Annotated in this window: 26 protein-coding genes and 1 tRNA gene; 19 read left to right on the top strand and 8 right to left on the bottom strand. The window is 71.0% G+C overall.

Translation table 11 applies throughout. From position 1 onward, the window contains the following. Positions 1-2 precede the first annotated feature (2 nt). The 7 genes from BLV76_RS03710 (at position 3) to BLV76_RS03680 (ending at position 5107) form a co-directional block, all read left to right on the top strand. Positions 3-488 carry a MogA/MoaB family molybdenum cofactor biosynthesis protein gene (locus BLV76_RS03710; protein WP_090972283.1) on the top strand — a complete coding sequence of 162 codons (486 nt, stop codon included), beginning with the start codon at positions 3-5 and terminating at the stop codon, positions 486-488. Positions 489-493: 5 nt separating this feature from the next. Then, positions 494-1105, top strand: coding sequence for a GNAT family N-acetyltransferase (locus BLV76_RS03705; RefSeq protein WP_175539557.1), 612 nt, complete (start codon positions 494-496; stop codon positions 1103-1105). 60 nt (positions 1106-1165) lie between these two features. Beyond that, positions 1166-2035, top strand: coding sequence for a divisome protein SepX/GlpR (sepX, locus tag BLV76_RS03700; RefSeq protein WP_090967922.1), 870 nt, complete (start codon positions 1166-1168; stop codon positions 2033-2035). 80 nt (positions 2036-2115) lie between these two features. Then, positions 2116-2188: transfer RNA gene (locus tag BLV76_RS03695), tRNA-Ala, on the top strand. A gap of 238 nt (positions 2189-2426) precedes the next feature. Then, the gene (locus BLV76_RS03690; RefSeq protein WP_090967921.1) at positions 2427-3668 is read left to right on the top strand and encodes an acyl-CoA dehydrogenase family protein; all 1242 of its coding nucleotides are present in this window, start codon (positions 2427-2429) and stop codon (positions 3666-3668) included. Positions 3669-3695: 27 nt separating this feature from the next. After that, positions 3696-4343, top strand: a complete 648-nt coding sequence (locus BLV76_RS03685) for an AmiS/UreI family transporter (protein WP_090967920.1) — start codon at positions 3696-3698, stop codon at positions 4341-4343. Positions 4344-4438: 95 nt separating this feature from the next. Then, positions 4439-5107 (top strand): PAS and ANTAR domain-containing protein, encoded by a 669-nt coding sequence (locus tag BLV76_RS03680; RefSeq protein ID WP_090967919.1) that lies wholly within the window; start codon positions 4439-4441, stop codon positions 5105-5107. Positions 5108-5132: 25 nt separating this feature from the next. Here BLV76_RS03680 and BLV76_RS03675 read toward each other — a convergent pair whose 3' ends face one another. After that, a complete protein-coding gene (locus BLV76_RS03675; RefSeq protein WP_245734525.1) occupies positions 5133-5678 on the bottom strand; it encodes a sigma-70 family RNA polymerase sigma factor in 546 nt (181 codons plus the stop codon). 192 nt (positions 5679-5870) lie between these two features. After that, positions 5871-6098 (bottom strand): hypothetical protein, encoded by a 228-nt coding sequence (locus tag BLV76_RS21980; protein ID WP_139306460.1) that lies wholly within the window; start codon positions 6096-6098, stop codon positions 5871-5873. A gap of 287 nt (positions 6099-6385) precedes the next feature. On the opposite strand from BLV76_RS21980, the gene BLV76_RS03670 reads away from it, so the two are divergent. From BLV76_RS03670 to BLV76_RS03630, 9 genes are all read left to right on the top strand, one after another. Further along, a complete protein-coding gene (locus BLV76_RS03670) occupies positions 6386-6871 on the top strand; it encodes an Asp23/Gls24 family envelope stress response protein (protein WP_090967917.1) in 486 nt (161 codons plus the stop codon). Next, positions 6868-7218: a hypothetical protein gene (locus BLV76_RS03665; RefSeq protein WP_245734524.1), complete on the top strand. Its 351-nt coding sequence runs from the start codon at positions 6868-6870 to the stop codon at positions 7216-7218. Before BLV76_RS03670 ends, BLV76_RS03665 begins: the two co-directional genes overlap by 4 nt. A 109-nt stretch (positions 7219-7327) precedes the next feature. Further along, positions 7328-7507, top strand: coding sequence for a hypothetical protein (locus BLV76_RS03660; RefSeq protein ID WP_090967916.1), 180 nt, complete (start codon positions 7328-7330; stop codon positions 7505-7507). Next, positions 7500-7883 carry an Asp23/Gls24 family envelope stress response protein gene (locus tag BLV76_RS03655; protein ID WP_175539556.1) on the top strand — a complete coding sequence of 128 codons (384 nt, stop codon included), beginning with the start codon at positions 7500-7502 and terminating at the stop codon, positions 7881-7883. Before BLV76_RS03660 ends, BLV76_RS03655 begins: the two co-directional genes overlap by 8 nt. A gap of 57 nt (positions 7884-7940) precedes the next feature. After that, complete coding sequence (locus tag BLV76_RS03650) at positions 7941-8594, top strand: DUF6286 domain-containing protein (RefSeq protein ID WP_090967914.1); 654 nt, start codon at positions 7941-7943, stop codon at positions 8592-8594. A 9-nt stretch (positions 8595-8603) separates the two neighbouring features. Continuing rightward, positions 8604-9185, top strand: coding sequence for an Asp23/Gls24 family envelope stress response protein (locus BLV76_RS03645; protein WP_090967913.1), 582 nt, complete (start codon positions 8604-8606; stop codon positions 9183-9185). Positions 9186-9268: 83 nt separating this feature from the next. Continuing rightward, positions 9269-9442, top strand: coding sequence for a CsbD family protein (locus BLV76_RS03640; RefSeq protein ID WP_090967912.1), 174 nt, complete (start codon positions 9269-9271; stop codon positions 9440-9442). 514 nt (positions 9443-9956) lie between these two features. Continuing rightward, a complete protein-coding gene (locus BLV76_RS03635) occupies positions 9957-14144 on the top strand; it encodes an Ig-like domain-containing protein (protein WP_217630250.1) in 4188 nt (1395 codons plus the stop codon). A 74-nt stretch (positions 14145-14218) separates the two neighbouring features. Next, positions 14219-15322 carry an alcohol dehydrogenase catalytic domain-containing protein gene (locus tag BLV76_RS03630; RefSeq protein WP_090967911.1) on the top strand — a complete coding sequence of 368 codons (1104 nt, stop codon included), beginning with the start codon at positions 14219-14221 and terminating at the stop codon, positions 15320-15322. On the opposite strand, the gene BLV76_RS03625 is transcribed toward BLV76_RS03630, so the two are convergent. Both BLV76_RS03625 and BLV76_RS03620 read right to left on the bottom strand, forming a co-directional pair. Then, positions 15319-16365, bottom strand: a complete 1047-nt coding sequence (locus tag BLV76_RS03625; RefSeq protein ID WP_090967910.1) for an alanine racemase — start codon at positions 16363-16365, stop codon at positions 15319-15321. The genes BLV76_RS03630 and BLV76_RS03625 overlap by 4 nt on opposite strands. Beyond that, positions 16358-17017, bottom strand: a complete 660-nt coding sequence (locus BLV76_RS03620; RefSeq protein WP_090967909.1) for a Type 1 glutamine amidotransferase-like domain-containing protein — start codon at positions 17015-17017, stop codon at positions 16358-16360. The genes BLV76_RS03625 and BLV76_RS03620 overlap by 8 nt, the downstream gene beginning before the upstream one ends. Before the next feature lie 211 nt (positions 17018-17228). Between BLV76_RS03620 and BLV76_RS03615 the strand changes: the two genes are divergently transcribed. Next, positions 17229-18428 (top strand): toll/interleukin-1 receptor domain-containing protein, encoded by a 1200-nt coding sequence (locus BLV76_RS03615; RefSeq protein ID WP_090967908.1) that lies wholly within the window; start codon positions 17229-17231, stop codon positions 18426-18428. Between the two features lie 6 nt (positions 18429-18434). Here the strand turns inward: BLV76_RS03615 and BLV76_RS03610 are convergent, their stop codons facing one another. Next, positions 18435-20072 carry a RyR domain-containing protein gene (locus BLV76_RS03610; RefSeq protein ID WP_090967907.1) on the bottom strand — a complete coding sequence of 546 codons (1638 nt, stop codon included), beginning with the start codon at positions 20070-20072 and terminating at the stop codon, positions 18435-18437. A gap of 140 nt (positions 20073-20212) precedes the next feature. Between BLV76_RS03610 and BLV76_RS03605 the strand changes: the two genes are divergently transcribed. Then, positions 20213-20824: a hypothetical protein gene (locus tag BLV76_RS03605; RefSeq protein ID WP_139306459.1), complete on the top strand. Its 612-nt coding sequence runs from the start codon at positions 20213-20215 to the stop codon at positions 20822-20824. A 17-nt stretch (positions 20825-20841) separates the two neighbouring features. Here the strand turns inward: BLV76_RS03605 and BLV76_RS03600 are convergent, their stop codons facing one another. Further along, the gene (locus BLV76_RS03600) at positions 20842-22077 is read right to left on the bottom strand and encodes an MFS transporter (RefSeq protein ID WP_090967905.1); all 1236 of its coding nucleotides are present in this window, start codon (positions 22075-22077) and stop codon (positions 20842-20844) included. A gap of 83 nt (positions 22078-22160) precedes the next feature. On the opposite strand from BLV76_RS03600, the gene BLV76_RS03595 reads away from it, so the two are divergent. Beyond that, positions 22161-23033, top strand: coding sequence for a LysR family transcriptional regulator (locus BLV76_RS03595; protein WP_090972277.1), 873 nt, complete (start codon positions 22161-22163; stop codon positions 23031-23033). Between the two features lie 75 nt (positions 23034-23108). On the opposite strand, the gene BLV76_RS03590 is transcribed toward BLV76_RS03595, so the two are convergent. Both BLV76_RS03590 and BLV76_RS03585 read right to left on the bottom strand, forming a co-directional pair. Then, positions 23109-23342, bottom strand: coding sequence for a hypothetical protein (locus BLV76_RS03590; protein ID WP_090967904.1), 234 nt, complete (start codon positions 23340-23342; stop codon positions 23109-23111). 160 nt (positions 23343-23502) lie between these two features. Next, positions 23503-25083 carry a dolichyl-phosphate-mannose--protein mannosyltransferase gene (locus BLV76_RS03585; protein WP_090967903.1) on the bottom strand — a complete coding sequence of 527 codons (1581 nt, stop codon included), beginning with the start codon at positions 25081-25083 and terminating at the stop codon, positions 23503-23505. Between the last annotated feature and the right edge of the window lie 51 nt (positions 25084-25134).

Here is a 25134-nt window from a genome sequence, read left to right as displayed (position 1 = left end):
CGATGAGCTCCGGGAGCCTGCGCGCCGCCGTCGTCGTCGCTTCCAACCGCGCCGCTGCGCGGGTCTACGCCGACGAGACCGGTCCGCTGATCGCCGACTGGCTGCGCGGGCAGGGCTTCGAGTGCGGCGACCCCGCGGTCGTGCCCGACGGCGACCCGGTGCGCGAGGCGATCTCCGCAGCGGTCGCCGACGGCGTACGCCTCGTGCTCACCACCGGAGGCACCGGGCTGACCCCGACGGACCGCACCCCGGAGGCGACCCGGCCACTGCTCGACCGCGAGGTGCCGGGCATCGCCGAGGCGATCCGGGCCGCCGGCGTGGCCAAGGGCGTGCCCACCGCGATGCTCTCGCGCGGCATCGCCGGCATCGCCGGGCAGTGCCTCGTCGTCAACCTCCCCGGCTCCCGCGGCGGCGTGAAGGACGGGCTCGCCGTGCTGGAGCCGGTGCTCCGCCACGCCGTCGAGCAGGTCGTCGGGAGCGACCACTGAACGCCTTGCCGGGCACGTCGCCCGGCTGGCCCGCGCACCTGGAGTCCGAGGGCGTCGTCCTGCGCTCGCTGCGCAAGTCCGACGCCGACGCGTGGCAGGCCGTGCGCCAGCGCAACCACGACTGGCTTCGGCCGTGGGACGCGACGGTCCCGCCGGGCTCCGCGCCCCGCCCGTCGTCGTACAAGCTCGTCACGAAGTCGCTGCTGCAGCAGGCCCGCCAGGGGGCGTGCCTGCCGTTCGTCATCGAGGTCGACGGGAAGTTCGCCGGCCAGGTGACGGTGAGCAACGTGGCACGCGGCTCGGCGCAGTGGGCCTCGATCGGCTACTGGGTCGCCGCGGAGGTCGCCGGTCGCGGCGTCGCGCCGCGTGCGGTGGCGCTGGCGATCGACCACTGCTTCGGCTCGGTGGGGCTGCACCGCATCGAGATCTGCGTGCGCCCGGAGAACTCCAACTCCCTGCGCGTGGTGGAGAAGCTCGGCCTCGAGCAGGTCGGCTACGCCCCCCGCTTCCTCCACATCGACGGCGAGTGGCGCGACCACCGGGTCTTCGCGGTGACGGTCGAGGAGGTGCCACGGGGCATCCTCGCGCGGCTCTCGACACACCAGTCACACCAGTAGTTCTGCGACACACCACTTGACATCCGCCCCGCTCGTGCTCCGCGCTCCTAGTCTCGGTGCGTGGACCTGAGCGCTCTCATCTTCGTCGCCCTTGCCGTGGCGTGGGCCGTCTACCTGATCCCCAAGGCCCTCAAGCACCACGACGAGGTCGTCCGCAGCCGCTCGGTCGACAAGTTCTCCCACACGATGCGCGTCCTGGCCCGTCGCGAGCCGGTCGACCGCCGCAGCGCCCGCCTCGTCGTGTCGCCGATCCGCGCCGCGCTGCGCCCGCCGGTCGAGACCAAGAAGCACGTGGAGCCCGAGCCCGTCGTCGCGTCGCGTACGACGTCGCCCGCCGCGCCGCGACCCGGCGAGCTGCGGGCGTCCGCGCGCCGCGCCGCGAAGCGCCGCCGCAACGTGCTCGCGGTCGTGCTGCTCGCCAACGCCGTCGTCATCGGCCTGGCCGCCTTCTCGGTCGTCACCTGGCCGTGGGTCGCCGCCCCGGCCGCGGTGCTCGTGGCGTGGCTGGTCGCCTGCCGCCTCTCGGTCCGGGCCGAGCGCGCAGCCCGCTCGGCGATCGAGGTCGGCGAGCCGGCGCGCGTGGCAGGTGCTCCCGAACAGGAGGACCTCGACCTCACCGGCGAGATCGCGGTGACCCCCGAGGCGCCGCGGATCCCGGTCGAGGTTCCCGTCGTCGACTCACCCACCGTCGAGGCCGCTGTCGTCCCCGAGCCGGTCGCCGGTGGCTGGGACATGGTTCCCACGACGCTCCCGACCTACGTCAGCAAGCCGGCCGCCCAGCGTCGTACCGTCTCGACGATCGACCTCGACTCCACCGGCGTCTGGTCGAGCGGCCGCAACGACGAGGACTCCGCCCTCGCCCGCTCCGCCGAGCAGTCCGCCAAGGCCGCCCGCGAGGACAGCGAGAGCCGCCGCGCCAGCGGCGCCTGAGCCTCCCCGTCGATCGGCCGGGCCGATTGGGAACGCCGCCGACGGCTCGTGTATCTTTGCGACGCGCCGTGAGGCGTGGAGGGGCTGTGGCGCAGTTGGTAGCGCGTCTCGTTCGCAATGAGAAGGTCAGGGGTTCGAATCCCCTCAGCTCCACCGAAGACAGCTGATCAGGGCCGTGCCCGCCATCCCCACGAGGGAGGCAGGCGCGGCCCTTCTGCATCTGGCGAGGCACCGGCAGACGACGGGCCTGTTCGGAAGACCCTGGGTGCTCCGTTTCTCCGATGAGGCCACCGGCAGGCACGCGCAGCCGCGTCGTTGCTGAAGCGCTTTAAGTCAATAAACTCAGTAGAGATTAGTTGACGTCGCGACCCCGTCGCCGAAGGAGCCACCTATGAGCACCCAGACCGATGACCACACCGCGCTCGCGAGAGAGTCGGCGCACACCTCGCCCGTGAAGCCGGGCTCGCCCGAGCTGACCGCACTCCTCGACCGCATCTCGGTGGACGCCGACCTGCGCGACCGGGACCGGATCGCGCCGTTCGAGCAGATCGCCTGGGCCAAGCAGGCGGGGCTCGGACGCCTCCGCGTCCCCACGGCGGAAGGCGGCGGAGACGCCAGCGTGCGCGAGTTCTTCGCGACGCTGATCGCGCTGGCAGAGGCCGACTCGAACGTCGCCCACATCCTGCGCACGCACTTCTGGTTCGTCGAGCAGCAGCTGGTGGCCGTCGACCCCGGGGCCCGGGCCCGCGGCATCCGGCTGATCACCGACGACAAGCTCGTCGGCAACGGTTTCAGCGAGCAGAGCAAGCATGCGGTGGGCCTGCACTTCGACACCACCATCACGGCCCAGCCCGGCGGCGGCTACCGGCTCAACGGCGAGAAGTTCTACTCGACCGGCACCCTCTACAGCGACTACACCCAGATCTGGGCCAGGTCGGGTGACCAGAGGATCGCGGGCGCCGTGGTGCCCGTCGACCGCGACGGTGTCACAGTCGAGGACGACTGGGACGGGTTCGGCCAGCGCCTCACGGCCACGGGCACGACGCGACTCGACGACGTCGAGGTGAGCGAGGACGAGTTCTTCGACCTGGGTGACCCGGACGACCAGCCCACCGGCTACATGGGCGCCTTCCTGCAGCTCTACCTCCAGGCCGTGACCGTCGGAATCCTGCGCAGCGTCCGCAACGACGCAGTCGCCCTCGTCCAGCGCCGCGCCCGCAACTTCAGTCACGCTGCGACCGGATCGGCAGCCGAGGACCGGCAGGTCCTGCAGGTGGTCGGCGAGATCTCCGCCGACGCCTTCGCCGCGGAGGCGATCGTGCTCGCCGCGGCCGGCGCCATCCAGGTCGCCTACGACTCGGTCGTCGACGGCGCTCCCGACCCCGCCCTGGCCGAGGCCGCGCAGCTGGCTGCCGCCCAGGCCAAGGTCGCGATCGACCGGTTCTCCTACGCCACCGCGGCGAAGCTCTTCGACGTGGGCGGCGCGTCCGCGACGCAGAAGGTGCACAACCTCGACCGACACTGGCGCAACGCCCGGGTGGCATCGACGCACAACCCGACGTTCCTCAAGGCCTCGGCCATCGGCGACCACCACGTCAACGGCGCGTCCTTCCCGGGCAATGCGTACTTCTGAGCCGCGGACGCTGGAGGAGGAGAACTGATGTCATCCGTGGGACTGCTCTTCGTCGGAGCCGCGCTCTTCGTCAACGGCCTGCTGTTCCTGGGCCAGGTGGATGCCAAGACCGCCGGCGTCTTCAACCTCTTCGTCGGGGCGCTGCAGGTGGCGATCCCGTTCTACGCGATCGCCACCGCCGACGACCCCGACCAGGTCCTCGCGGCCGCCGGCGTCTTCATGTTCGGGTTCACCTACCTCTACGTCGGCATCAACAACCTCGCCGGCTACGAGGGCACCGGCCTCGGCTGGTACTCGGCCTGGGTGGCCCTGATGGCCGCCGGCTTCGCCGTGGTCAACGCCGTCCGGTTCGACGACGTCGCCTCGGCGTTGCTCTGGGCGCAGTGGTCCGTGCTGTGGGCCGCCTTCTTCGTCGTCATCGCCCTGGGCAAGGCGCGCTGGACGGCACTGGTGGGGTGGCTGACGCTCATCATGGCCTTCACCACCTGCACGATCCCGGCGTTCGTCTACCTGCTCGGGGAGACGGTGCCGGCCTGGGCGGTCGGCCTGTCCATCGTCGCGACGGTCCTCGCCCTCGCGCCCCTCGCGTTGCGGACCGCGAAGGACGGCGGGTCCATCACCCCTGCTGGCGTCGTGACGACGTCGCCACCGGAGTCGGTGGTGGCTCGCTCGTGATCACCGGCGGCGGGCGTCGCGCGACAGGTAGTCTCGCTCAACGCTCGTCGTCGGTCACGGGCAGTCGGTCATGACGAGGGAGACACGCACTGCTCGTGGACATCCATTCCTTCCCGGGCGAGCGCTCGCCCGGCATAGTCGCTCCCTTCACCTACGACGTCGCGGGTGACCGGTGGGACTGGTCGGACGCCCTCTACCAGCTCCACGGCTACGTGCCACGCGAGATCCCGGCCACGACCACGGCACTGATGCACCACAAGCACCCTGACGACCGGGAGCGTGCCGCCGGCGTCTTCGCTGCGGTGATCCGCGACGGCGGGACCTACAGCTGCTACCACCGCATCGTGGACCGCAACCAGAAGGTCCTCTCGGTCGTCAGCGTCGGCAGCTCGCACCTCGACACCGACGGTCGGACCTTCGAGGTCCAGGGGTACTACATCGACCTGACGCAGGCACGTCGCGACGAGACCCAGGCCGACGTCGAGGACGCCCTGACCAAGAAGGCAGTGGCCGGACCGGTCATCGAGCAGGCCAAGGGCATGATCATGCTGGCCGAGGGCTGCACCGCCGACGAGGCGTTCGCGCGGCTGCGGCTGAGCTCCCAGCTCGCCAACCGCAAGGTCGCCGACGTCGCTCGGACACTGCTCGAGCGGGCCGACCGTGGGACGGGCGCCGGTGACGGGGTCGCCGAGGCCTTGGAGCGAGTCGTGCGCGAGGCTCGAGCAGGCACCGACGTCGCGCCGGGGCAGCACACGTCCGCCTGACGGGGTTTCCGGCCGGGGCGGATGCTCACGTGGTGACCAGGCTCGGGTTCTCCATGTGGGCCCTCAGGGTGTGCAGCGCGGTCCGGATCCGCGTCTTGGTCGTGCCGACAGGCGCCTGCATCATCTGCGCCACGGTGGAGTACGTGTGCCCGTCCAGGTAGGCGAGCTCCAGCGCCCGCCGCTGCGGTGCGGGAAGGAGGGCCAGTGCCTCGCGCACCGACAGTGCGTCGAGATGTGCTGCGGCCAGCGCGGCCGTCGAGTCGTGGGAGGTGGCGCTGTCGTGCTCGCGGTGCCACGTGGTGTCCCGCTGCCGGACGGAGCTGTGCGATCGGACGCGGTCCACGGCCCGGCGGTGGGCCATCGTCAGGATCCATCCCTGGGCCGATCCACGCACGACGTCGAAGCTGGCTGACGTGCGCCAGACCTCGACGAACACCTCCTGGGTGACCTCCTCGGCATGGTGGTGGTCGCGCAGCACGCGCAGGACCAACCCGTGCACCCGACTGGACATGAGGTCGTACAGCTCGGCGAAGGCTTCCTGGTCACCTGTTGCTGCGCGGCTGAGCCGCATTGCGACCGGGTCCTCGGTGCTGGGTCGGGCAGGTCGGTTTCGGCGTGGGGGAGGGGGCATGGCGCTGCTCCGTCGAGTCATGGCTCGCGGTCAAGACCCCATTGCTTGAGAGCTTGATCTGTCCACGTTAACGACGCTGGATCGCCCGCGAGGCGTTTTCGCGCACAGGTCACCTGTAGGGGTGCTCGCGCTCTAGTCGTCCATCCGGGCCCGCGCGTCGTCCCTCCGGGCCCGCGCGCGACGCACGAGGAGCACGGCGCCTGCACCGAGGCCGGCGGCCACCAGTCCGATCGACATCACGGCGGAGCCCTCCATCGCCTCGCGCCAGGTCACGCGACTCCTGGTCGAGAACGCCCACGCATCCCGCAGCGGACGGATGTCGCCAGGGCGACGCGGTGCACGGTGGGCCTCGTGGGGCATGGGGCGTTCCTCCGGTTCGGACGTGACGGGAAGGGGCGGGATGCGTCGCGACGGCCGGGTCATCCCCACGGCCTCAACCGTCGCGACGCACTTCGATCCCCCTCGGTGTGAGACGTGGTCGGGTCGCCGATCCTCACGCTGCGCCTGCTGTGACGTGCGCCACGTGCAGACCGGCGTGACGATCGGGAATCCGGTCTCGTCTCACCTTCGAACGATCGGCGTACACACATCACGCCGGCAGGAGCGTGCACGAGCAGTGCACCGGAGCATGGAAGAGGACTGATCACGTGAGCGAGAAGAGCATCGCGAAGACGGCCGCCACCAGCACGACTGGTGGGGAGCTGGAGTCGACGCAGGGTCGTACGACGATCGCGGACACCGTGGTGTCGAAGATCGCGGGCCTGGCGACCAAGGAGGTCTCCGGTGTCTACGCCCTCGGTGGCGGCACGGCGCGTGCGGTGGGTGCGATCCGTGAGCGGATCCCGGGCAGCTCGACCAACCACTCGCAGGGCATCTCGGTCGAGGTGGGCGAGAAGGAGGCCGCGATCGACATCCAGCTCGTGGCGGAGTACGGCGTGGCGATCGCCGACCTGGCTGCGGGGATCCGGTCGAACGTGATCGCTGCGGTGGAGCGGATGGTCGGCCTGCGCGTGGTCGAGGTCAACATCGAGGTCCAGGACGTCCACATCGACTCCGACGACGACCACGCCGACGCCACCGGCGCGGGTTCGGGCACGGGTTCGGGTGCCGGCAGCGAGCCGCGGGTCCAGTGACCGCACCCGACCTCCCCACCGGGACCGATGTCCCGACCCAGAGCTACGGGGGTGAGGGGACCGCAGCACCCGACGGCACGACCGCCGACGTGGTGGCTGCTGCGGTGCTCGCGGTGCCGGGGGTCACTGGCCTGCACGGTGGCGCGTTCGGTGAGGTGGGGACCTACCTGCCGGGTCGTCGCGTCAGCGGGGTCAGGCTCGGTGCCTCGACCCAGGTGCACGTCACCGTGGCCATGGGCTCCGACGTCCTGGCCGTCGCCGGGCAGGTCCGCGACACCGTCTCGACCCTGCTCGGGGGGCCTGTCGAGGTGGTCGTCGAGGACATCACCCCCACCACACCACGCTGAACGCGACGGGGCTGAACCCCCGTCCCACGACACGCCCGAGACGCACCAGCGGGCAGCCGCACACACACCAACGGACTCGGTCACCGAGTCCACCGACAAGGAGCACACCATGACTACTTCCACCGTCGGCCTCATCGCCGGCCTCCTCCTCGCGATCGCCGCCGCCGCCGGCGGGTTCGCCGGCTTCCTGATCGCCCTCGTGCTGGGCACGGTGGGCTACCTGATCGGCGGGCACTTCGACGGGGAGGTCGACCTCTCCGCCCTCGTGGGACGTCGTGACCGTGGCTGACACCTCGCTCACCGCCCCCACGGCACCCGTGCCCGCCGCCGAGCGTGGCCGCACCGTGATCGCCGACAAGGTCGTCGAGCGGGTCGCGTCCATCGCGACCTCCGAGATCGAGGCCGTCATCGACACGCGCACGGGGTGGACCAAGCTCATCCGCAAGGGACTGCCGCACGCCGAGGCCGTCGTCGCGGGCGGCACCTCGAAGATCACCGTCGAGGTCGCCGCGACCTGGCCCACGCCGTTGGACCGGGTCGCCGCCCAGGTCCGTGAGCACGTGACCCGCCAGGTCGCCGACCTCACCGGCGTCACCGTCACCCGGGTCGACGTCACCGTGGCCGACGTGGTGCACCTCGAAGCCGCTGACGCCCGGGTGCAGTAGCCCGCTCCCGGCTCGATCCGATCCGAGACGGAGCCTCACTAGCAGAAGGAAGAACCGATGACCGCCACACCTGACACCCCCACCCGCAACGCCGCGGACGCGCACCCGGGACCAGCCCCGACGTCCGACGTCGCGGCCCCCGCCGCGCCGGACGTCGGCGCCGAGGACGCGCTGCGCGCCGCCAAGCCCCCCGTGGGCACCGGTGCCTCACCGCTCTTCGCGCAGCTGATCGCGCTCGCCCTCATCGGGCTGGGTGTCGTGGGGATCCAGGCACTCCTCGTGTCCTTGGGTGCCATCACGGACACGGCATGGATCTCGTCGGCGATCGAGGCCGGCGACGGCATCGAGGGTGACTCCGTCCTGGTCCTCCTGGCCGGGATCGTCGCGGTGGTGCTCGGCCTGCTGCTGCTGCCCGTCGTCTTCAGGCGGAGGCCTCGCAAGGGTCTCGCGCTGAGCGCCAACACGGGCGTCCACCTGCGTCCTCGTGACCTCGCCGCCGTCCTGGGATCGGCGCTGGAGGGGACCGACACCCTCACCGACGTCCGCGTCAGAGCCACCCGTCGCAAGGTGCGCGTCACGGCCACCTCGGTGGCTGCCAAGGACCGCAACAGCCAGGTCGAGGACGACATCGACGCACGTGTCGCTCCCGCCCTCGACGCCCTGGAGCGTAGGCCACGACTCGCGATCTCCATCTCGAACGAAGCAAGCTGAGGTACCGCCATGACAACGCGCAAGACTCTCCTCATCGACCGCATCGCGACCCTCCTGCTGGCGCTCGTGCTGATCGTCGGCGGCGCAGCATCCATCTGGTGGTGGAGCGGGGTCACCATCGCCGGCCGCCGACCGGTCGCCACGAGCGACACCAGCCGGGTGGCCGAGGTGGTCGACGCCGCGTGGTTCCCCTGGGCCGCCGCCCTGGTGGGCATCGTCCTGGCCCTGATCGGGATCCGGTGGATCGCCTCCCACCTGACCAGCGCACGCGTGAAGCACCTCGTCCTCGACGGCTCCGACGCGACGGGCCGACTCGACGTGGCCGGCTCCAAGGTGGCCGACGCCGCTGCCGACGCGCTCGCGACCACCGTCGGGGTCCGCTCGGCCCGGGGCGCCGTCGTGCGTGACCGTGGTCAGCTCGTGGCCACCCTCAAGGCCGTCATCGAGCCCGAAGCCGACCTGGCGCACCTGGCCCGCCGCGCGGACGAGGTGTCGGCCCAGCTCGCCGGTGCCCTCGGCCGCGACGACCTCCACTGCAGCGTGCAGTTCCGCGTCGCCCCGTGGGGCCGTTCGCTCCCGCGCGCCAGCTGACGCACGCGGTACACCGACTTCCCCGGCAGGGCGCCGGGGTGGAGCAACACCGCATCACCCGACCCGGAAGAAGGAGAAATCACATGGGAATCGCAGACAAGGCCAAGAACGCCGCCGAGGACCTCGTGGGCAAGGCCAAGGAGGTCGTCGGCGACGCGACCGACAACGACAGCCTGAAGGCCGAGGGCAAGGCCGACCAGACGAAGTCCGACGTCAAGTCGGCCGGCGAGAACGTCAAGGACGCCTTCAAGAAGTAGTGCCCACCGCGTGACGTGTACGGCGGCCGGCCTCGTCCGGCCGCCGCACCCGCTCCCCAGCTCGACGGCGCCGTCCGCGCCGCGACGACACCAGAAGGACGGAAGGCAACCATGGCTCGCACCAAACGCAATCTCTTCGCCCTGCTCGGATGGGCGGTCTGGAAGCTCCTCGCCCTGGTGGGACTCCCGCTGGCCAAGAAAAAGCTGAACGAGCAGAACAGCACCCGCAGGTCATAGCCGGTCGGTCCGGATCGACGCAGGGGCGAGGAGGGCCCGGATCGTCGATCCGGGCCCTTCGCGTCCTCCTGGCCCTCCGCGGGTTCCCGACTCGTGAGGGCGTTCGGCCCAGCCGACCACTCGTAACACAAGGACGCCGAACGGGGCTTCCACCGAAATAACCGGGCAACACCACCGCAACCGAGCGACCCTACTTTTCACCTGTCGCTCGGGTGCGAGTCCTCGGGCCGCGCCGTACGTCTGACGAGCGCTCACCCCCGAAGAGACAGGACATCCCGTGAAGCAACCCCGTTCGGCGCGCCTGCGCGCGCTGGCGGCGCTGCCGCTCCTCGCAGCGCTGGCATCACCAGTGACCGCCGCAACCCTGATCGCTGCGCCCGCCCGGGCGGCAGCGACCACCTCGGTCGACGACCTCCCCGACCCGACCGCCAGGGGCAGCTACACGCCTCGCACGATCCAGGAGGTCAAGCTCGGCACCACCCCGCTCAACGAGCCGGACTCCGCCGGTGGTGCACCGACCGCCGGGTCGGTGGCCGCGCCGGAGGACATGGAGATCCGCGGCGCGCTCTACCACCCCGACTTCACCCAGCGCACGGAGCCGTCCCCGCTGATCGTGCTCGTGCACGGCAACCACGGCTCGTGCGACGGCAACACGAACAGCGCGGGCCTCACCTGCGTGACGGCGTTCAAGCGCAACGAGGCCGGCTACGCCTACCTCGGCGAGAACCTCGCGAGCTGGGGCTACACGGTGTTCTCCCTGTCGCAGGACCAGCTGATGATGCGCCAGGACAACGCCAAGGGGAAGGGCATGCACCAGCGTCGCCTCCTCATCGCGGCGACCCTCGACGCGCTCAGCGCGGGCAGCAGCACGGGCCTGGTCAACGACGCGCACACCACGCTCGGTGACACCCTCAAGGGCAAGCTCGACATGACGCGCATCGGCCTGATGGGCCACTCGCGCGGCGGTGACGCGGTCACCAGCTTCATCGACTACAACCGCATCCGGACCGACGGACCTCGCTACCCCCTCCGCGGCGTCATCTCGCTGGCGCCGGTCGACTACGAGCGCAAGGCGCCCTACGGCACGCCGTACATGACGATCCTGCCGATGTGCGACGGCGACGTGTCCAACCTCCAGGGCGCCCGCTTCTTCGAGCGCAGCCAGTACGTCAACGGCGACGACCCGTTCCCGCGCATCCAGGTGACGCACCTCGGGTCGATCCACAACTGGTACAACACGGTCTGGTACGCCGACGGCGGTGCGGACGGCCAGAACAACAACGACGCGGCCTGCGGCAACTCGACGCCGTTCTCGACCACCGCGGCGACCAACGTCCACCCCAACAACCTCCGGCTGAGCGGCGCCGCGAGCTACACCGACGACGCGCAGAACTACAAGATCGACAACTCCGACACCTTCAACCCGCTGGTCAACACCAAGATCTCCGGCGACCCGGCGCGGATGGGCGACCAGGAGAAGCTCGGCCTCGCCACGATGGCTGCCTTCTTCCGTCGGTACGTCGGCGGCGAGGGCGCGTTCGAGCCCTACCTGACCGGTGAGCTGTCCGACACCGACTCGCACCTGCAGATCCCGGCCTCGGCCTGCCCGACCAGCGTGTCCGGCACCCGGATCGGGTGCGAGGAGTACGCCTCGACGACCTACTTCGCCCCGCCGGCGCAGCGGGTCGACGTGATCCGTCCCGAGATCGAGAACCCGCTCTCGCTCAACGCCCTCGGCGGCACCCTGAGCGGTAGCGGCTTCGCCTACCCCTACCTCGACAACGGAGCCGTCGCGCTGCCGAAGAGGACGGCGGGCGGCTACGACTGGTGCAACCCGGAGCCCGACGACTTCGCCCCGGCCCAGCTCGGCAAGCCCACCCAGCCGACGGGCGCCAAGGCCTGCCCGCTGCCCGGCAAGGCGGCCCTCGGCGGACAGAACGGCATCCGCGAGAACGCGCCGGTCAACCACTCGTACGGCCGCCAGCTGGCCCTCGCGTGGGAGAGCGGCAGGACGGCCGAGCTGACCGCCCAGATCCCGGCGGCCAGCCAGGACATGAGCGGACTCGAGGCCCTCGTCGTCGACGCGGACGTCAACTTCTTCGACCTCCGCAACCCGGGCGCCGACAACCGCGGCGACAACACCCGGACGGGCACCAGCCCGAACTGGGAGTACCCCAACGAGAAGCCGACGTCGTACGACCCGGCGAGCACGACGCAGGACTTCGTCATCGCCCTGCGCGACGAGGCCGGCCACGAGGCCACGGTCCGCGCCGGCGACGAGCGGTGGGGCAACGCCCTGCACATGTCGACCGGCACCAACACGCCCAACACGCACATCGTGCTGGAGCAGATCCGTGTGCCCCTCAGCGAGTTCGCCGCCCAGGGCGTCGACCTCAGCACGCTCGACGCGGTCGAGCTGCGGTTCGGCGAGGACGGCACGCCGGCCTCGGGGTCGATCCAGCTGGCCGACCTCCGCTTCCAGGAGTCGACCTCTGCGTCCGACATGGTGCTCTCCGACGGTGACGTCGCCGACGGTGCCGGCAGCGGCGCCCCGGCCACCGGGCCCGACCCGGCGACGTTCCTGACGTCGTCCGACAACACCCCGGGCAACGTGAAGCTGGACGACCAGGTGGGCCACGAGTACAACGACACCGCCTGGGTCGTCGACGACGACCGGGTCCAGTGCCCGACGGCGTCGTTCACCTCGATCCAGGACGCCGTCGACTTCGCGGCTCCGTGGGACACGATCGTGGTCTGCGAGGGCACCTACCAGGAGTCCTCGACGCCCTTCACCCACGCCGCCAACCCGGTGGCCGCGGGCGCGACCAACGGCCTGACCATCACCAAGCCCCTGAAGATCAAGGGCGCCGGTGCCGGCAAGGTCACCATCGAGCCCGACCAGTCGCTCCGCACCCTCGCCGGCGCGGCGCCGTACCTGCGTGACGGCGGCGGCAACGTCATCACCGTCTCGCGCCAGTCGCTCGGTTCCACCGACACCAACGAGATGTTCGTCGACATCTCCGGCGTCACCGTCACCTCCGGCAGCACCTGGGCCGAGGCGGGCATCGCCTTCTTCGGTGCGGCGGGCCGGGTCTCGGAGAGCGTGGTCGGGCCGATGAAGGTCGCCACGAGCGCCGCGGAGCTGGCGGAGAACCCGCACGGATGGGGCATCGTGAAGACCGGCCTCATCCGGGGCTCCGGCGCCGGCACGGTCGAGAACGAGGTCACCGTCGCCAACAGCGTCGTCACCGGCTACCAGTCCGGCGGCATCCTCTTCGACGGCGCCCGCGGTCGCGACGGTGCGGCGGACAACGTCGTCCGCACCGGCATCGAGCAGCACGGCTACGTCAGCAGCACGGTGGTCAAGGGCACGCCGAACTCGGTCTACCCGCAGACCGGCGTCAAGTTCACCAGCGGCGCGGACGGCTTCGTGAAGGGCAGCCGGGTCACCGGCAACTACTTCAAGGCCGACCCGGCGAAGTCCTACGGCATCCTCGCCACCGACGCGGGCACGGGAACCCTGTCGGTGTCCGGCAGCATCCTGACCGGCAACGGCTTCGCGGCCTACAACGCCAACGCCGACAACACTGCCGTCCGGGTGGGCGCCCCGCTCGCCGTCTCGGGCAGCTACGTCGGCTCGACGGCACCGGTGGCGGGTGGTCCCGCCGACCCGAGCACGGGTGTCGAGGCCATCTCCGGCACCGACGTGAACGGGGCGGCGTCGATCACGCTGACCACGCGTGCGACCACCGCGGTGGCGGGCGTGCCGACGACGGTCGGTGCCGTCGCCGACAACGCCCCGACGGCTGCGGTCGTCGACCCCGGCAACGGCACGAAGATCGACGTCGGCGAGACCGTCTACCCGCTGCTGCGCGGCTCGGACGACTTCGCGGTGAAGTCGGCCACGCTGCTCGTCGACGGGTCGCCGGTCGGCACCGCCACCACGGCGCCGTACCTCTTCGGCTGGACGCCGAGCGCGACGTACGCCGGCAAGGAGGTCCGTCTCCAGGCGGCCGTCACCGACTCGTCGGGCAGGACCACGACATCCGAGGCGCTGACCCTCGTCGTCGCGGAGGAGCCCGAGGAGCCGACGACGCCGCCGACCACGCCCCCGACCACGCCGCCGACCACCACTCCGCCGGTCGTCCCGCCGGTCGCTCCGGTGACGAACCTGGTGGTCGAGGTCGGGACGGCGAAGCCCAACACCCGGCGGGGCACGGCCGTGCTCGGGGTGACGGTCAGCGCGGCCGGCACGCTCAGCGTCACCGGTCCGAAGGTCCGCAGCGTCACCAGGACCGCCTCGGGCGCGACGACGCTCAAGGCCAAGATCGAGGTGACCGGGAGCAAGCTGAAGAAGCTCAGGAAGAAGGGCAGGGTCGGTGTCACGCTGACGATCAGGTTCGTCAGCACCACCGGTGCGACCTCGGTGACCACCACGCGCGTGGTGCTCGTCAGGAAACGCTAGCAGCATCCGAGCGGAGGGGCGTCCCGGTGACGGGGCGCCCCTCCGTGCGTCCACCCGTCGCTAGTGTCGACGGGGTGAAGATCACTGCTGCCGTCCTCGAGGTGCTCGGGGCCAAGAGGCCCTACGCGAGCAGTACGCCGCTCACGGTCGCTGAGCTCGACCTCGAGCCGCCGACCGGGCGCGAGGTGCTCGTCCGGATGGAGGCGGCCGGCATCTGCCACAGCGACCTGTCGGTCGTCGACGGGAACCGGCCGCGCCCGGTGCCGATGCTCCTCGGGCACGAGGCGTGCGGCCGCGTCGAGGCCGTCGGGCCGGATGCCACCCAGGTGATGGTCGGGCAGCGCGTGGTGATGACCTTCCTGCCGCGCTGCGGCGAGTGCGACGGGTGCCGCACCGACGGCATCCGGCCGTGCGTGAGGGGCAGTGCGTCCAACGAGGCAGGGCACCTGATCGGCGGCGGATCACGTCTCTCTCGGGGCGGCGAGCCCGTCAGCCACCACCTCGGCGTCTCGGGCTTCGCGACGCACGCGGTGGTCGACGAGCGCTCGGTCGTGCCGGTCGACGACGACGTACCTCCCGGGGTTGCAGCGGTGCTCGGCTGCGCGGTGCTGACGGGCGGGGGAGCCGTTCTCAACGCCGGTCGGCCGCGTCCCGGCGACACGGTCGCCGTGGTCGGGCTCGGAGGCGTCGGCATGGCCGCGCTGCTGACGGCGCTGTCCGTCGACGACGTCACCGTGGTCGGGGTCGACGCGGCCCCCGACAAGGTCGCCGCGGCGCGGGACCTCGGAGCGCACCGCGCACTCGCTCCTGCCGAGGCGGTCGAGCAAGGGCTTGCCGCCGACGTCGTCATCGAGGCGGCCGGCAACGTCCGCGCCTTCGAGACCGCCGTCGAGGTCACCGGTCCGGGCGGCCGCACCGTCACGGTCGGCCTCCCCCCGGCTGCCGCACTGGCCAGCATCTCCCCGCTCCGGCTCGTCGCGGGGGGCCGGTCGATCATCGGCAGCTACCTCGGCTCGGCCGTGCCGTCGCGTGACATCCCGGCGTTCGTCGAGCTCTGGCGCGCGGGGCGGCTCCCGGTCGAGCGGCTGATCACCTCGACCATCGCGCTCGCCGACGTCAACGAGGGGATGGACGACCTCGCCGATGGCCGGGCCCTCCGCCAGGTCATCGCCTTCTAGGTGTTGCGACCGCGTGCGGTGACCGGCCAGGGCCCGTCGCCGGTCGTCGGCCACAGCTCGTCGGCGAGGTTGACCGCGGTGCAGCAGTGGTTCGGCACGACCAGCACCCGGCTGCCGAGAGCGGGCAGGGGCCTGGACATCTCGACGACCGCGTGGTGCTCGGAGAGCAGCACGATGCGCGCGTCGGGGTGGTCGAGCAGCCGCCCGAACCCGGTGGCGTACGCCGCCCGGTCCGCGCCGAGCACCTTCGAGCCGGCGTCGAGCACGACACGTCCGCCGGCGTGGCTGACCACGGTGGCCACGGCCGACAGGGCGATGTCGCCGGGCGCCATCGCGCCGAGCTCCCACTGCTGGGCGTCGCCGAGGACGTAGACGCCGGGCCGCACCTCGGTGAGCACGGAGGCGTCCGCGTGCTCCAGTGACGGGGTCGACCCGCCGCTGACGACCCGTGCCGACATGCCGGCGGCGGCGAGCGACGTACGCGCCGTGGTGAGGGCGAGCGACTCGTCGCGGGCAGCGGAGGCCCGCCCGTCGAGGGAGTAGGAGTGCCCGGGGAAGGTGAAGACGCCGCGGACGCCGAGGGGAGAGGCGGCGAGCGCGACCTCGGCGGCGGACGCCGGGTCGGTGCCGCTGCGGTGGTGACCCGAGTCGACCTCGACCACGACCTCGACACCCGAGCCGGCCAGCAGCGTCGCGGTGGTCCGGGCGCCGTCCACCGAGTCGACCCCGATCGCGAGCCGGGCGCCGCCGTCGGCGAGCGCTCCGAGGCGGGCGGCCAGCGCGTCGGTCAGCCACAGCGGGTAGGCGATGAACAGGTCGGTGCACCCGGCGTCGGCGAACGCCTCTGCCTCACCGACGGTCGCGACGGTCAGCCCGACGGCGCCCGCCTCGAGCTGTAGCCGGGCGATGTCGGCCGACTTGTGGGTCTTGGCGTGCGGCCGGATCGCGACCCCGGCGTCCGCGGCGGACGCAGCGGCGCGCACGACGTTGGCGCGCAGCCGCTCGACGTCGACGCGGAGGTGGGGCGTGGCGCGCTCACCCACCGAGCTGCCGCCACTCGCCCTCGGAGACGACCTCGACCCGCTCGCCGTCGACCAGGACGGCCGATTGCTCGTCGAGGGCGTAGGCGGCGTTGCCGAGCCCGGCGGCCCACTCCTTGGCGATCTCGAAGGTGTTGCCCGGGAAGAGCCCGACGTGCGGGAAGATCGAGAAGTCGACGACCCCGAGCGCCTCGTCGCCCTGCTCCGGCTCCCACTCGACGAACAGGTCGCCGATCCGCGGTGCCAGCACCATGCTGCCGGCGCTGACGCCGACCCAGACCGTGTCGTCGAGCTCGGGCAGCACGTCGAGGAGGCCGGACTCGCGCACCCAGTGGGCGAGGTACGTCGCCTCCCCGCCGTCGACGAGCAGCACGTCCGCCTCGCGGACCCAGGGCTCCCAGCGCTCGCGGGCGATCGTCGGGAGGGCGGTGAGCTCGAGCATCCCGACGGACCTCCAGCCCAGGCCGGTCATCGTCGGGGGAGTGCCGTCGGTGACGAACCGGCGCAACGACCCCGGCCCGCACATCGGGTGGCCCCACTGGGCGGTCGGGATGCCGAGTGCGGCCGACTCCTCGATGGGCTTGCCGAGCAGGTCGACCAGCGCGGCCCGGATGCTGGCGTTGGTGACGCCGCCGGAGGTCAGCAGGAGCTTCATGCCCGCATCGTCGCAGAGACGGGTGCCGTAGCATTGCGAGCCATCGCGAGATGTCACCGCGGGGCCTGGCATCGCAGGATTGGCATGCCAGCAAGTCGTCGCGTTGTTAGTGTGCCGCCGTACTCAGTCGCAGCGTCGTCGCCTTCACTGCCTAAGCGGGCATACGGCGCTCGGCAGCGCCACATAAACTGATGGGGACGGAACACGGGGCATGCAGGGCGCACAGCGCATATTCATCTCCTATCGGCGAAGTGACGCGCAGTCACAGGCGAATGGTCTGAACGACGGCCTACGGAATCGCCTTCCAGGCGCGCAGATTTTCATGGACATCGACTCGATCCCTCCAGGTGCTGACTTCGAAGAGCACATTCGCGGAGAAATCGCCCAGTGCGACGTCGTCCTGGTCATGATCGGCGACCAGTGGCTGGACGTCCGTCCCGGGACCGCGGTGCGGCGCATCGACGAACCCCAGGACTTCGTTCGCCTCGAGGTACAGAGCGCTTTGGAGACTGGTCGGGTTCGCGTGATTCCAGTTTTGGTCGAGGGAGCGCAGATGCCTGGTGCGGCAGAGCTGCCCGACGACATCAGCCGGCTGGCACGACTCAACGCGTTCGAGCTCTCGGACACCCGATGGACGAAAGACATCGAGACCCTGTCTGGCATCCTGCGTGGAAGTGGGCCCACCCCTGCGCCGGGTGCGCCCAACACGCCGACCGTGTCCTTCGACGATCTCGACCTCGATGCGGTGAAGTACGCCGTATCCCAGTTGCCGCGACAGTTCGCGACCAAGGACGTCTCCACGCATCCTGCGATGCTGGCAACCCACGACGGAGTGGCCAGCCGCGCGAATTACCACACGATGGTCGGCCGGTTCCTCATGAAGCACCGGGCCGAGCTCGGACTGGGTTCGCCGAACTCTCCAGTGGACGATCGCGGGTCGCGATGGGTCAAGGCAGCGGCGCAAGCATCGCAAGCCGGGCCGCCGGCCACCGCAACTCCGACGGGTTGGTACCCGCCTCCCGTGAGCGGCGCGCCCACAGCACCTCAGACAGCCCCCACACCGGCAGCCTGGTACCCGCCTCCCGCACCCGTCGGTCCGCCGAACGGTGGCACCAAACGACCAGGGATTTGGGTCATCCTTTTACCCCTGTTCACGGTCGGACTACTGGCCTTCATCCCTCCGCTCTGGTTTTCTGGGCGCCTCAAGCACGATCTCGCTCGCAGGAAGCGGATGCTGACCTTCGCAGGTGCCCTCGGCGCAGCTACCGCTGTCGCATTCATCTTGATCGGGGTAAGCCCGACGGATGCGCAGGGAAATGCCAGTGGACCGCTCTCCGATGCCGGGGCTTGGATTGCATTCGCCTGCCTCATCGTGGGTGTCGTGCTTGGCGTGAATATCCGCAAACGCTGACCGCGTCTACCGCTCCGGCTGTAGCTCGAGCCCGACTAGCGCGAGCATGTCCGGGATCGACCGGATGCTGTCGCGATCTTTCTCGCGCTCTGGCTCCGACAGGTCTGCCCAGTCGACCAACAGAGGGTGAGTCTTCGCCTCAGAATCCTTCGGACCGGCTCCCCACCGCCAGCCCTTGCGGACGAGGTCTCGCATCCAGCGATCGTGCTCCCCGCGTGCGAGCAGCTCCAGTTGGTCGTCGTTAAGCGCGGCGCCACCTTCCGGCATGCCTCGCAGTGCCGTGAGGGTGAGAGGCAAGCCCTCCACCAACGTCGCTATGGACCTGGCGAAGTCTCGGTTCGACTCCTTGAGGGGCTCGGGCAAGTCAAGCCACGGGACGATCGAGGGATTGGTCGCGGGATCCACCCCGCGTTGAACCTCGAAGGCGCAGTAGATCTGATGACGCGAACGGGCAAGGGTGTCCACCCACGAGTGCGACAGGAGGCTCCCCGGACTCAGGGCGAGCGATCCGGCGGGAACGACCCTTACTGCCGAGCCTCGCTGTGCGAGCGACTCACCGACGGGGAGATCGGTTAGGACGAACACCTCGGATGTCGGGTGCGCCGATGCCAGACGCAGGGCTGTACCGAGCGCGTTACCGTCCGAGCCGTCCACGGCGACCAAGCACACGCCAGGCGTCCTCGTTCGGGTGTTGTTGGAGCTCAGCGCGTCGCCAATCCACGGCGCTTCCTCCAACGCCGGGCGCACCACCGACTCCCGAGTGGCGTCGTCGACGGAAATTGCTCCGACTATTCCCAGCAGCAGGTTGCGACGCGCCAGGTGGACCAGAGTGCGGCGACCACGGACTCCGGTGCCAGTGAACTGGAGGACGGCTGATGCAAGTGACGAGGCGGAACTGGTCGTCACTGTCTCGATAAATGCGGCGGCTTCGTAATCGGCGCGATGGACGAAGTCGATGGCCGGCCCGGTCTCGGCTCCGGCCGTGAACTCAGTCCGCGCGAGCTCCTCGTGCAGCCAGTAGTCGTTGAGCAACACGTGAACCGTCGCGTCCCTCGAGTCTGTCATCAAGCGCATGGCGAGCTCAGCTGTACGCAGGTTGCGGCCGTCGTCACCGGTACTCACGACCACCCGACGGCTTCGCTCGATGCGTGCCCGCTGTTGAGCAGGTTCCCGCGACGCATCGCCAACAATCACCAGCGCTCCGGACTGCCGAACGGCGTTTAGCCTCGGATGGTCGCCCGCAAGTTCGACGACGACGACAGCCTGCCCGTGCTCGAGAAGCGAGTTGACGAACTCGACCGAGTTGTCGCTGAGTCCGAGAACGACCACGTGCTGGTCGACGCGTCGCAATCGCCACGAGTGCCGCACCGAGGTGCCGGCTAGCGCCGCCACTGCGAGCACCGAGGCCATTGCCAGTGCTAGGGGCGCAGTGAAGCGAGCGATACCGATCGCGACGGAATCCGAAGCCAGATCGCGTGGTGCGTCCAGCGCGAACATCTGCAATGTGCCGAAGAAGGAGTCGAGCGGGGTTAGGCCAAGAGTGCGGTAGCCCACGTACCCCAGAAACAGCGAAAGTCCTGTGAGGACCAGCGCCCCGATGGATGACGCACGCAGGATCCGTCGGTCTGCGTCTACCTCTGACACGGGTGGTCCTCCTCGGGTGTACGTGCAGGTGGCACGTCCGATTATCGGGTGTCGCGTCGGGGGCCGGGCTGATATCCCGCAGACATCGCTTCCGCAGAGCGAGTGCGGCGCGGGTGGCCCGACGGGTCTACGGTCAGCACGTGACCGACTACCAGCGGATCCTCGTGGTCAGCACGCAGGCCGCGGACGGCGACCTGGCGAAGGTGCGTGGGCGCCTCGGCTCCTCGGCGGTCGTGCTGACGGCCCCGACCGGCGACGCGAAGCGGGTGGTGCAGGCACTCGGTCGCGGCGCGCGGCCCGAGGTAGTGCTCGCACCCGTGCGGTTCCCCGACGTCGACCGCGGCCACCGCCTCGACGAGGTCGTCCGCCGCCACGCCGTCGCCGACCGCTTCCGCGACGTCGTCGTGGTGGCCGACCCGGCCACGATCACCCTGCTGCTGCGCGTCCTCGCGCCCGACCAGCTCCCGGAGTCGGGTCCCGTGACGGAGGTCGGGCTGCGCCGCGGCACGCGGCCGGTCCCCCTCGGGCCCGCGGTGGCCGCCGGGGTGGGCCTCGCGGTGGTCGCGGGCCTGCTGTCGGCCGTCGTACCGGTGTGGGTGCTGCCCCTGCTCGCGCTGCTCGCCGGGCTCGGCCTCCTCGCAGCACCGGCCCGTCGGCACGTCGGCCAGACGCTGCTGATCGCGACCGGCGTCGCGCTCGTCTTCAGCCTCCTGGCGATCGCCGGCTCGTCCCGCTTCCCCGGCTCGTGGTGAGCCGGGTCCGGTGATCGTCAGGCGGGCTGCGGGAGTGCCGGGGTCCGCCGGAGCACGACGACCATCGCGCACACGGTGAGCAGCAGCGCGGACGCCAGCGCGACCACGCCGTCCCAGCCGGCGTGGCTCCACGCGACGCTGCCCAGGTTGCCGAAGACCGAGGCGCCGACGTAGTAGGTGAAGGTGTAGAAGGACGCCGCCTGGCCCGTGCTCACCCCGGCCAGGTGCGCTCGCGAGGTGACCCAGCCGCTGGCGAGGCCGTGGATGCAGAAGAAGCCGACCGTCAGCGCGGCCATGCCGAGCACGACGAAGACCAGCGAGCCGCTCAGGGTCAGCCAGACCCCGGCGAGCGCGAAGCCGCAGCCGACCGGGATCGTCGCGCGGCGCCCGATGCGGTCGGCCACCCGGCCGGCCGTCGCCGAGCTGACGCTGCCGAGGGCGTACACGAGGTAGACCAGGCTGACCGCGCCGGCCGAGAGCCCGTAGGGCGCCTCGCTGAGCCGGAAGCCGAGGCCGTTGAACACCGCGACCATCGTGCCGATCCCGCAGCCGCCGAGGACGTAGAGCGCGACCAGGGCGGGGTCGCGCACCGCGTCGCGCGCACCGCTGACGACGCTCCCGATCCCGGCGGGGCCGGGGGAGAAGTGGCGCGACGCCGGCAGCAGCCACGCCACGAGCGCCGCACAGAACAGGGCGAAGGTGCCCGCCGCGGCCAGGCCCCACCGCCAACCGGCGAGGTCGGCGACCGGGGCCGTGACGAGGCGGCCGGCCATGCCACCGAGCGCGGTGCCGGCGATGTAGAGCCCGAACGCGCGGCCGTGCGCGGAGTGGTGCAGCTCCTCGCGGAGGTACGCCGTCGCGACCGCGGGCAGCCCGGCGAGGGTGATGCCCTGGAGGGTCCGCAGCGCCAGCAGCCACTCCCACGACGGTGCGACCGCGCAGGCGAGCGCCACGACGGAGGCCGACCAGAGGGACAGGTGGATGAGCCGCGTGCGGCCGACCACCTCGGACACCGGGCCGGCGACGAGGAGCGCGACGGCCAGGGCCGCGGTGGTCAGCGAGAGCGCGAGCGTCGCGCGGGCCGGGGTCACGTCGTAGGCCCGGGCCAGGTCGGGGAGCAGCGCCTGGACGTCGTACAGGACGACGAAGGTGGCCATGCCGGCGAGGAACGTCGCGACCATCAGGCGGCGGTAGCCCGCAGTCCCGGGGAGGTGGGTCCCCGGTTCGGCGTCGAGGGCGTGGGCAGTGGTCATCGGACGATCGTGCGACCTCGCGGTGACATGCGTCCAATGTCGTTTGCAGTGTCAATCCATACGTGATGCGTATGATGCCGGACGTGCTGATCCGCGACCTCGAGTGGCTGCTGCAGGTCGGCGAGCTCGGCCACGTCACGGAGGCCGCCTCCGCCCTCGGCACCAGCCAGCCGACGCTCTCGCGGGCCCTCGGCCGGCTGGAGGACGAGCTGGGCGTGCGGGTCTTCGAGCGGCTGCCCACCGGCGTCGAGACGACCGCCGACGGGGAGCTGGTGCTCGAGGCCGCGCGCGACCTCGTCGCCCGGCACGACCTGCTGCGCGCCACCCTCGCCAACCGGGTCGATCCCGACACCGGCCTCGTACGGCTGGCCTTCCTCGACTCGATGGCCACCACGCTCGTGCCCCGGATGCTGCGCGCCTTCCACGCGCACGCCCCGGGCCTGAAGGTCGCGCTGAGCCAGGAGCCCGCGCACGAGATCCGCCGCGACGTCGACCGGGGCGCGGTCGAGCTCGGTCTCACGATGGACCGATCCGACGACCTCGCGTGGCTGCCGGTGCGCCGCGAGCGCCTCGTCGTCGTGGTGCCGCCGACCCACCGGCTGCGCGGGCGCAAGCGGGTCGACCTCGCCGAGCTCGCGGACGACGAGCTCGTCACCACCCCGGTCGGCTACGCCCACAGCGTGATCGTGCAGGCGCTCTTCGCCGAGGTCGCCGTCGTGCCGCGGATCTCCTTCGAGAGCGCCGACCTCGCCACGATCGAGGGCCTCGTCTCCGCCGGCCTGGGCGTGGCCGTCGTCCCGGAGGCCTTCGCCGGCCAGTCGGGGTCGGTGGGACTCGCGCTCTCGTCGCCGGGTGCGACGCGCACGATCGGCCTCACCTGGCGCACCGACCGGCCCCTCGCGCCGCCGGCGCAGCGGTTCGTCGACTTCGTCCGCGGACGGGCCTGGGACGACTGACGTACGACGGCCCCGTCCGGTATGGGGCCGGACGGGGCCTGTCGGTCGGTGGCGGCGTCGTGGACGCCGGTCGGGTCAGCCCTTGCGGGGCCCGAGGAGGAGGTTGCCGATCGCGCTGCGCGGGCGCGGGATGGCCGGCGCCGGCCACCAGCCCATGGTCGAGTGCGCCGGGCGGGAGGCGTTGAAGCCCTCGCGGTAGACGAAGTTGCCCCCGCACTCGCAGATCCACCGGTCGCCGGCCTCGTGCTCGCCGTCGGCCCTCGGCGCCCCCGCGGTCTCGAGGCAGATGTGCAGCATCGTGGAACCCATCGCGCACCCCTCACTGTGCTCGGCCCGAGTGGTCTGTCCCACTCATGGTGCGCCCGGTGCAGGCGCAGCGAAATGGTCGAGATGCGAATTCCGGGTCATCTTGAGGAAAACTCGGAAGATCGTGCCGACTTGCCTGCGCTCGAGAGACGGTTTCCGCAGGTCAGATCCAGCGACGGAACCAGATCCGCGCGTCCCACTCCGACTTGGTCAGCAGCACGTCGGTCCAGATCGGCCAGAACCACGCGAACGCGATCAGGGCCAGCACGGTGTAGCTGCCGGCGACGACCACCCCGAACGTGCGCCGGGGGGTGGGCTCGTCGGAGGAGCCGAGCAGGTGCCCCATGGCGAGCGCGATCGAGAGGACCATGAAGGGCAGGCAGGCGATGGCGTAGAAGAAGAAGATCGGCCGGTCGTCGTAGAGGAACCACGGCAGCCAGGTGCTCGCCAGCCCGACGACCGCGACCCCGTGGCGCCAGTCGCGTGCGCCGATCCAGAGGAGGAGCGAGGCGATCATCGCCAGGCACCCGCCCCACCAGATGACGGGGTTGCCGAGCAGCAGGATCTGCCGGATGCAGGTCGAGCCGCTGGCCGCGTCGCAGCCCTGCGAGCCGGGCTGGATGTCGGTCTGTGCGTCGACGCCGACGGGTCGCCCCATCACCAGCCAGGTCGACGGCTTGGAGGCGTAGATGTGGGTCGAGTCGTTGAGGAAGTGGCTGTGGAACACGTAGACGTCGTGGTGGTAGTGCCACAGCGACCGCAGCGACTGGGTGACCTCGCCGAGGCCCTCCGCGTCCGGCTCGGTCGCGGTCGGCCACTGCTTCCCGCCCTCGTACGTCGTGTACTGCGTGTTGCTGAGCGTCTGCTCGTAGGCGTCGGCGTGGATCAGCCAGCCGGTCCACGAGGCGACATAGGTCACCAGCGCGACGCCGACCAGCGCGAGGAAGGCGGGCGCGCCGTCGAGGAGGATCGAGCGGAGCAGCGGTCGCCGCTGGCCGAAGGCCCGGCGCGCGCCGGCGCTCCACAGCCAGGCGAGCAGGCCGAAGACCGCCAGCGTGTAGGCGGCCGACCACTTCGTGCCGCAGGCCAGACCGAACATCAGCCCGCCCAGCAGGAGCCACGGCCGCCACAGGCCGAGCGCGCGTCCGTGCCGTCCGGACGCGAGGCGGTCGCGCAGCCACTGCCGGTCGGCGACGACGCAGTGCACGCCGCAGAGGATGAAGAAGGCCAGGAAGATGTCGAGCAGCGCCAGCCGCGAGAGCACCAGCTGGAGGCCGTCGATGCTGATCAGCAGGCCGGCGACGAGTCCGATCACGGTCGAGCCGGTGACGCGCCGCACGAAGCGGCACATCACCAGGACCATCAGCGAGCCGACGATCGCCGAGGCCATCCGCCAGCCGGTGGGGTCCATGCCCCACGCCTTGATGCCCAGCGCGATCAGCCACTTGCCCACCTCGGGGTGGACGATCATCGACGGGTCGTCCTTCCACAGCCCCATCACGTTGCCGTTGAGGATCGTCTTGTCGGCGTCGTCGACGTAGCCCAGCACGTAGCCGTGGTTGAGCAGCGACCAGGCGTCCTTGGCGTAGTAGGTCTCGTCGAAGGAGAACTGGTGCGGCGTGCCGAGGTGCCACCGGCGCAGGAAGAAGGCCAGCGCGGCGAGGCAGATCGCCCCGACCCAGCCGAGCGCCGGGTCCTCCGAGCGCCAGCGCGGCCGGTTCCGCTCGGCGGCAGTCGGAGTCACGCGGGAACTCTAACCAGACCTCCGCGCGCGGGGACCGACCCGCGCGGCCAC

The sequence above is a fragment of the Nocardioides exalbidus genome (genome assembly GCF_900105585.1).
GTDB classification, from domain to species: Bacteria; Actinomycetota; Actinomycetes; order Propionibacteriales; family Nocardioidaceae; genus Nocardioides; species Nocardioides exalbidus.
The sequence above is the reverse complement of the archived record's forward strand: the minus strand, read 5'-3'. Positions and strand labels throughout refer to the sequence as shown.

Excerpts from the sequence above, each read along its gene's own strand:
- BLV76_RS03645 (WP_090967913.1), top strand. The coding sequence starts at position 8,604 with ATGACAACGCGCAAGACTCTCCTCATCGACCGCATCGCGACCCTCCTG.
- BLV76_RS03685 (WP_090967920.1), top strand. The coding sequence starts at position 3,696 with ATGTCATCCGTGGGACTGCTCTTCGTCGGAGCCGCGCTCTTCGTCAAC.
- BLV76_RS03620 (WP_090967909.1), bottom strand. The coding sequence starts at position 17,017 with ATGAAGCTCCTGCTGACCTCCGGCGGCGTCACCAACGCCAGCATCCGG.
- BLV76_RS03660 (WP_090967916.1), top strand. The coding sequence starts at position 7,328 with ATGACTACTTCCACCGTCGGCCTCATCGCCGGCCTCCTCCTCGCGATC.
- BLV76_RS03675 (WP_245734525.1), bottom strand. The coding sequence starts at position 5,678 with ATGCGGCTCAGCCGCGCAGCAACAGGTGACCAGGAAGCCTTCGCCGAG.
- BLV76_RS03590 (WP_090967904.1), bottom strand. The coding sequence starts at position 23,342 with ATGGGTTCCACGATGCTGCACATCTGCCTCGAGACCGCGGGGGCGCCG.
- BLV76_RS03650 (WP_090967914.1), top strand. The coding sequence starts at position 7,941 with ATGACCGCCACACCTGACACCCCCACCCGCAACGCCGCGGACGCGCAC.
- BLV76_RS03615 (WP_090967908.1), top strand. The coding sequence starts at position 17,229 with ATGCAGGGCGCACAGCGCATATTCATCTCCTATCGGCGAAGTGACGCG.
- BLV76_RS03600 (WP_090967905.1), bottom strand. The coding sequence starts at position 22,077 with ATGACCACTGCCCACGCCCTCGACGCCGAACCGGGGACCCACCTCCCC.
- BLV76_RS03690 (WP_090967921.1), top strand. The coding sequence starts at position 2,427 with ATGAGCACCCAGACCGATGACCACACCGCGCTCGCGAGAGAGTCGGCG.
- BLV76_RS21980 (WP_139306460.1), bottom strand. The coding sequence starts at position 6,098 with ATGCCCCACGAGGCCCACCGTGCACCGCGTCGCCCTGGCGACATCCGT.
- BLV76_RS03710 (WP_090972283.1), top strand. The coding sequence starts at position 3 with ATGAGCTCCGGGAGCCTGCGCGCCGCCGTCGTCGTCGCTTCCAACCGC.
- BLV76_RS03640 (WP_090967912.1), top strand. The coding sequence starts at position 9,269 with ATGGGAATCGCAGACAAGGCCAAGAACGCCGCCGAGGACCTCGTGGGC.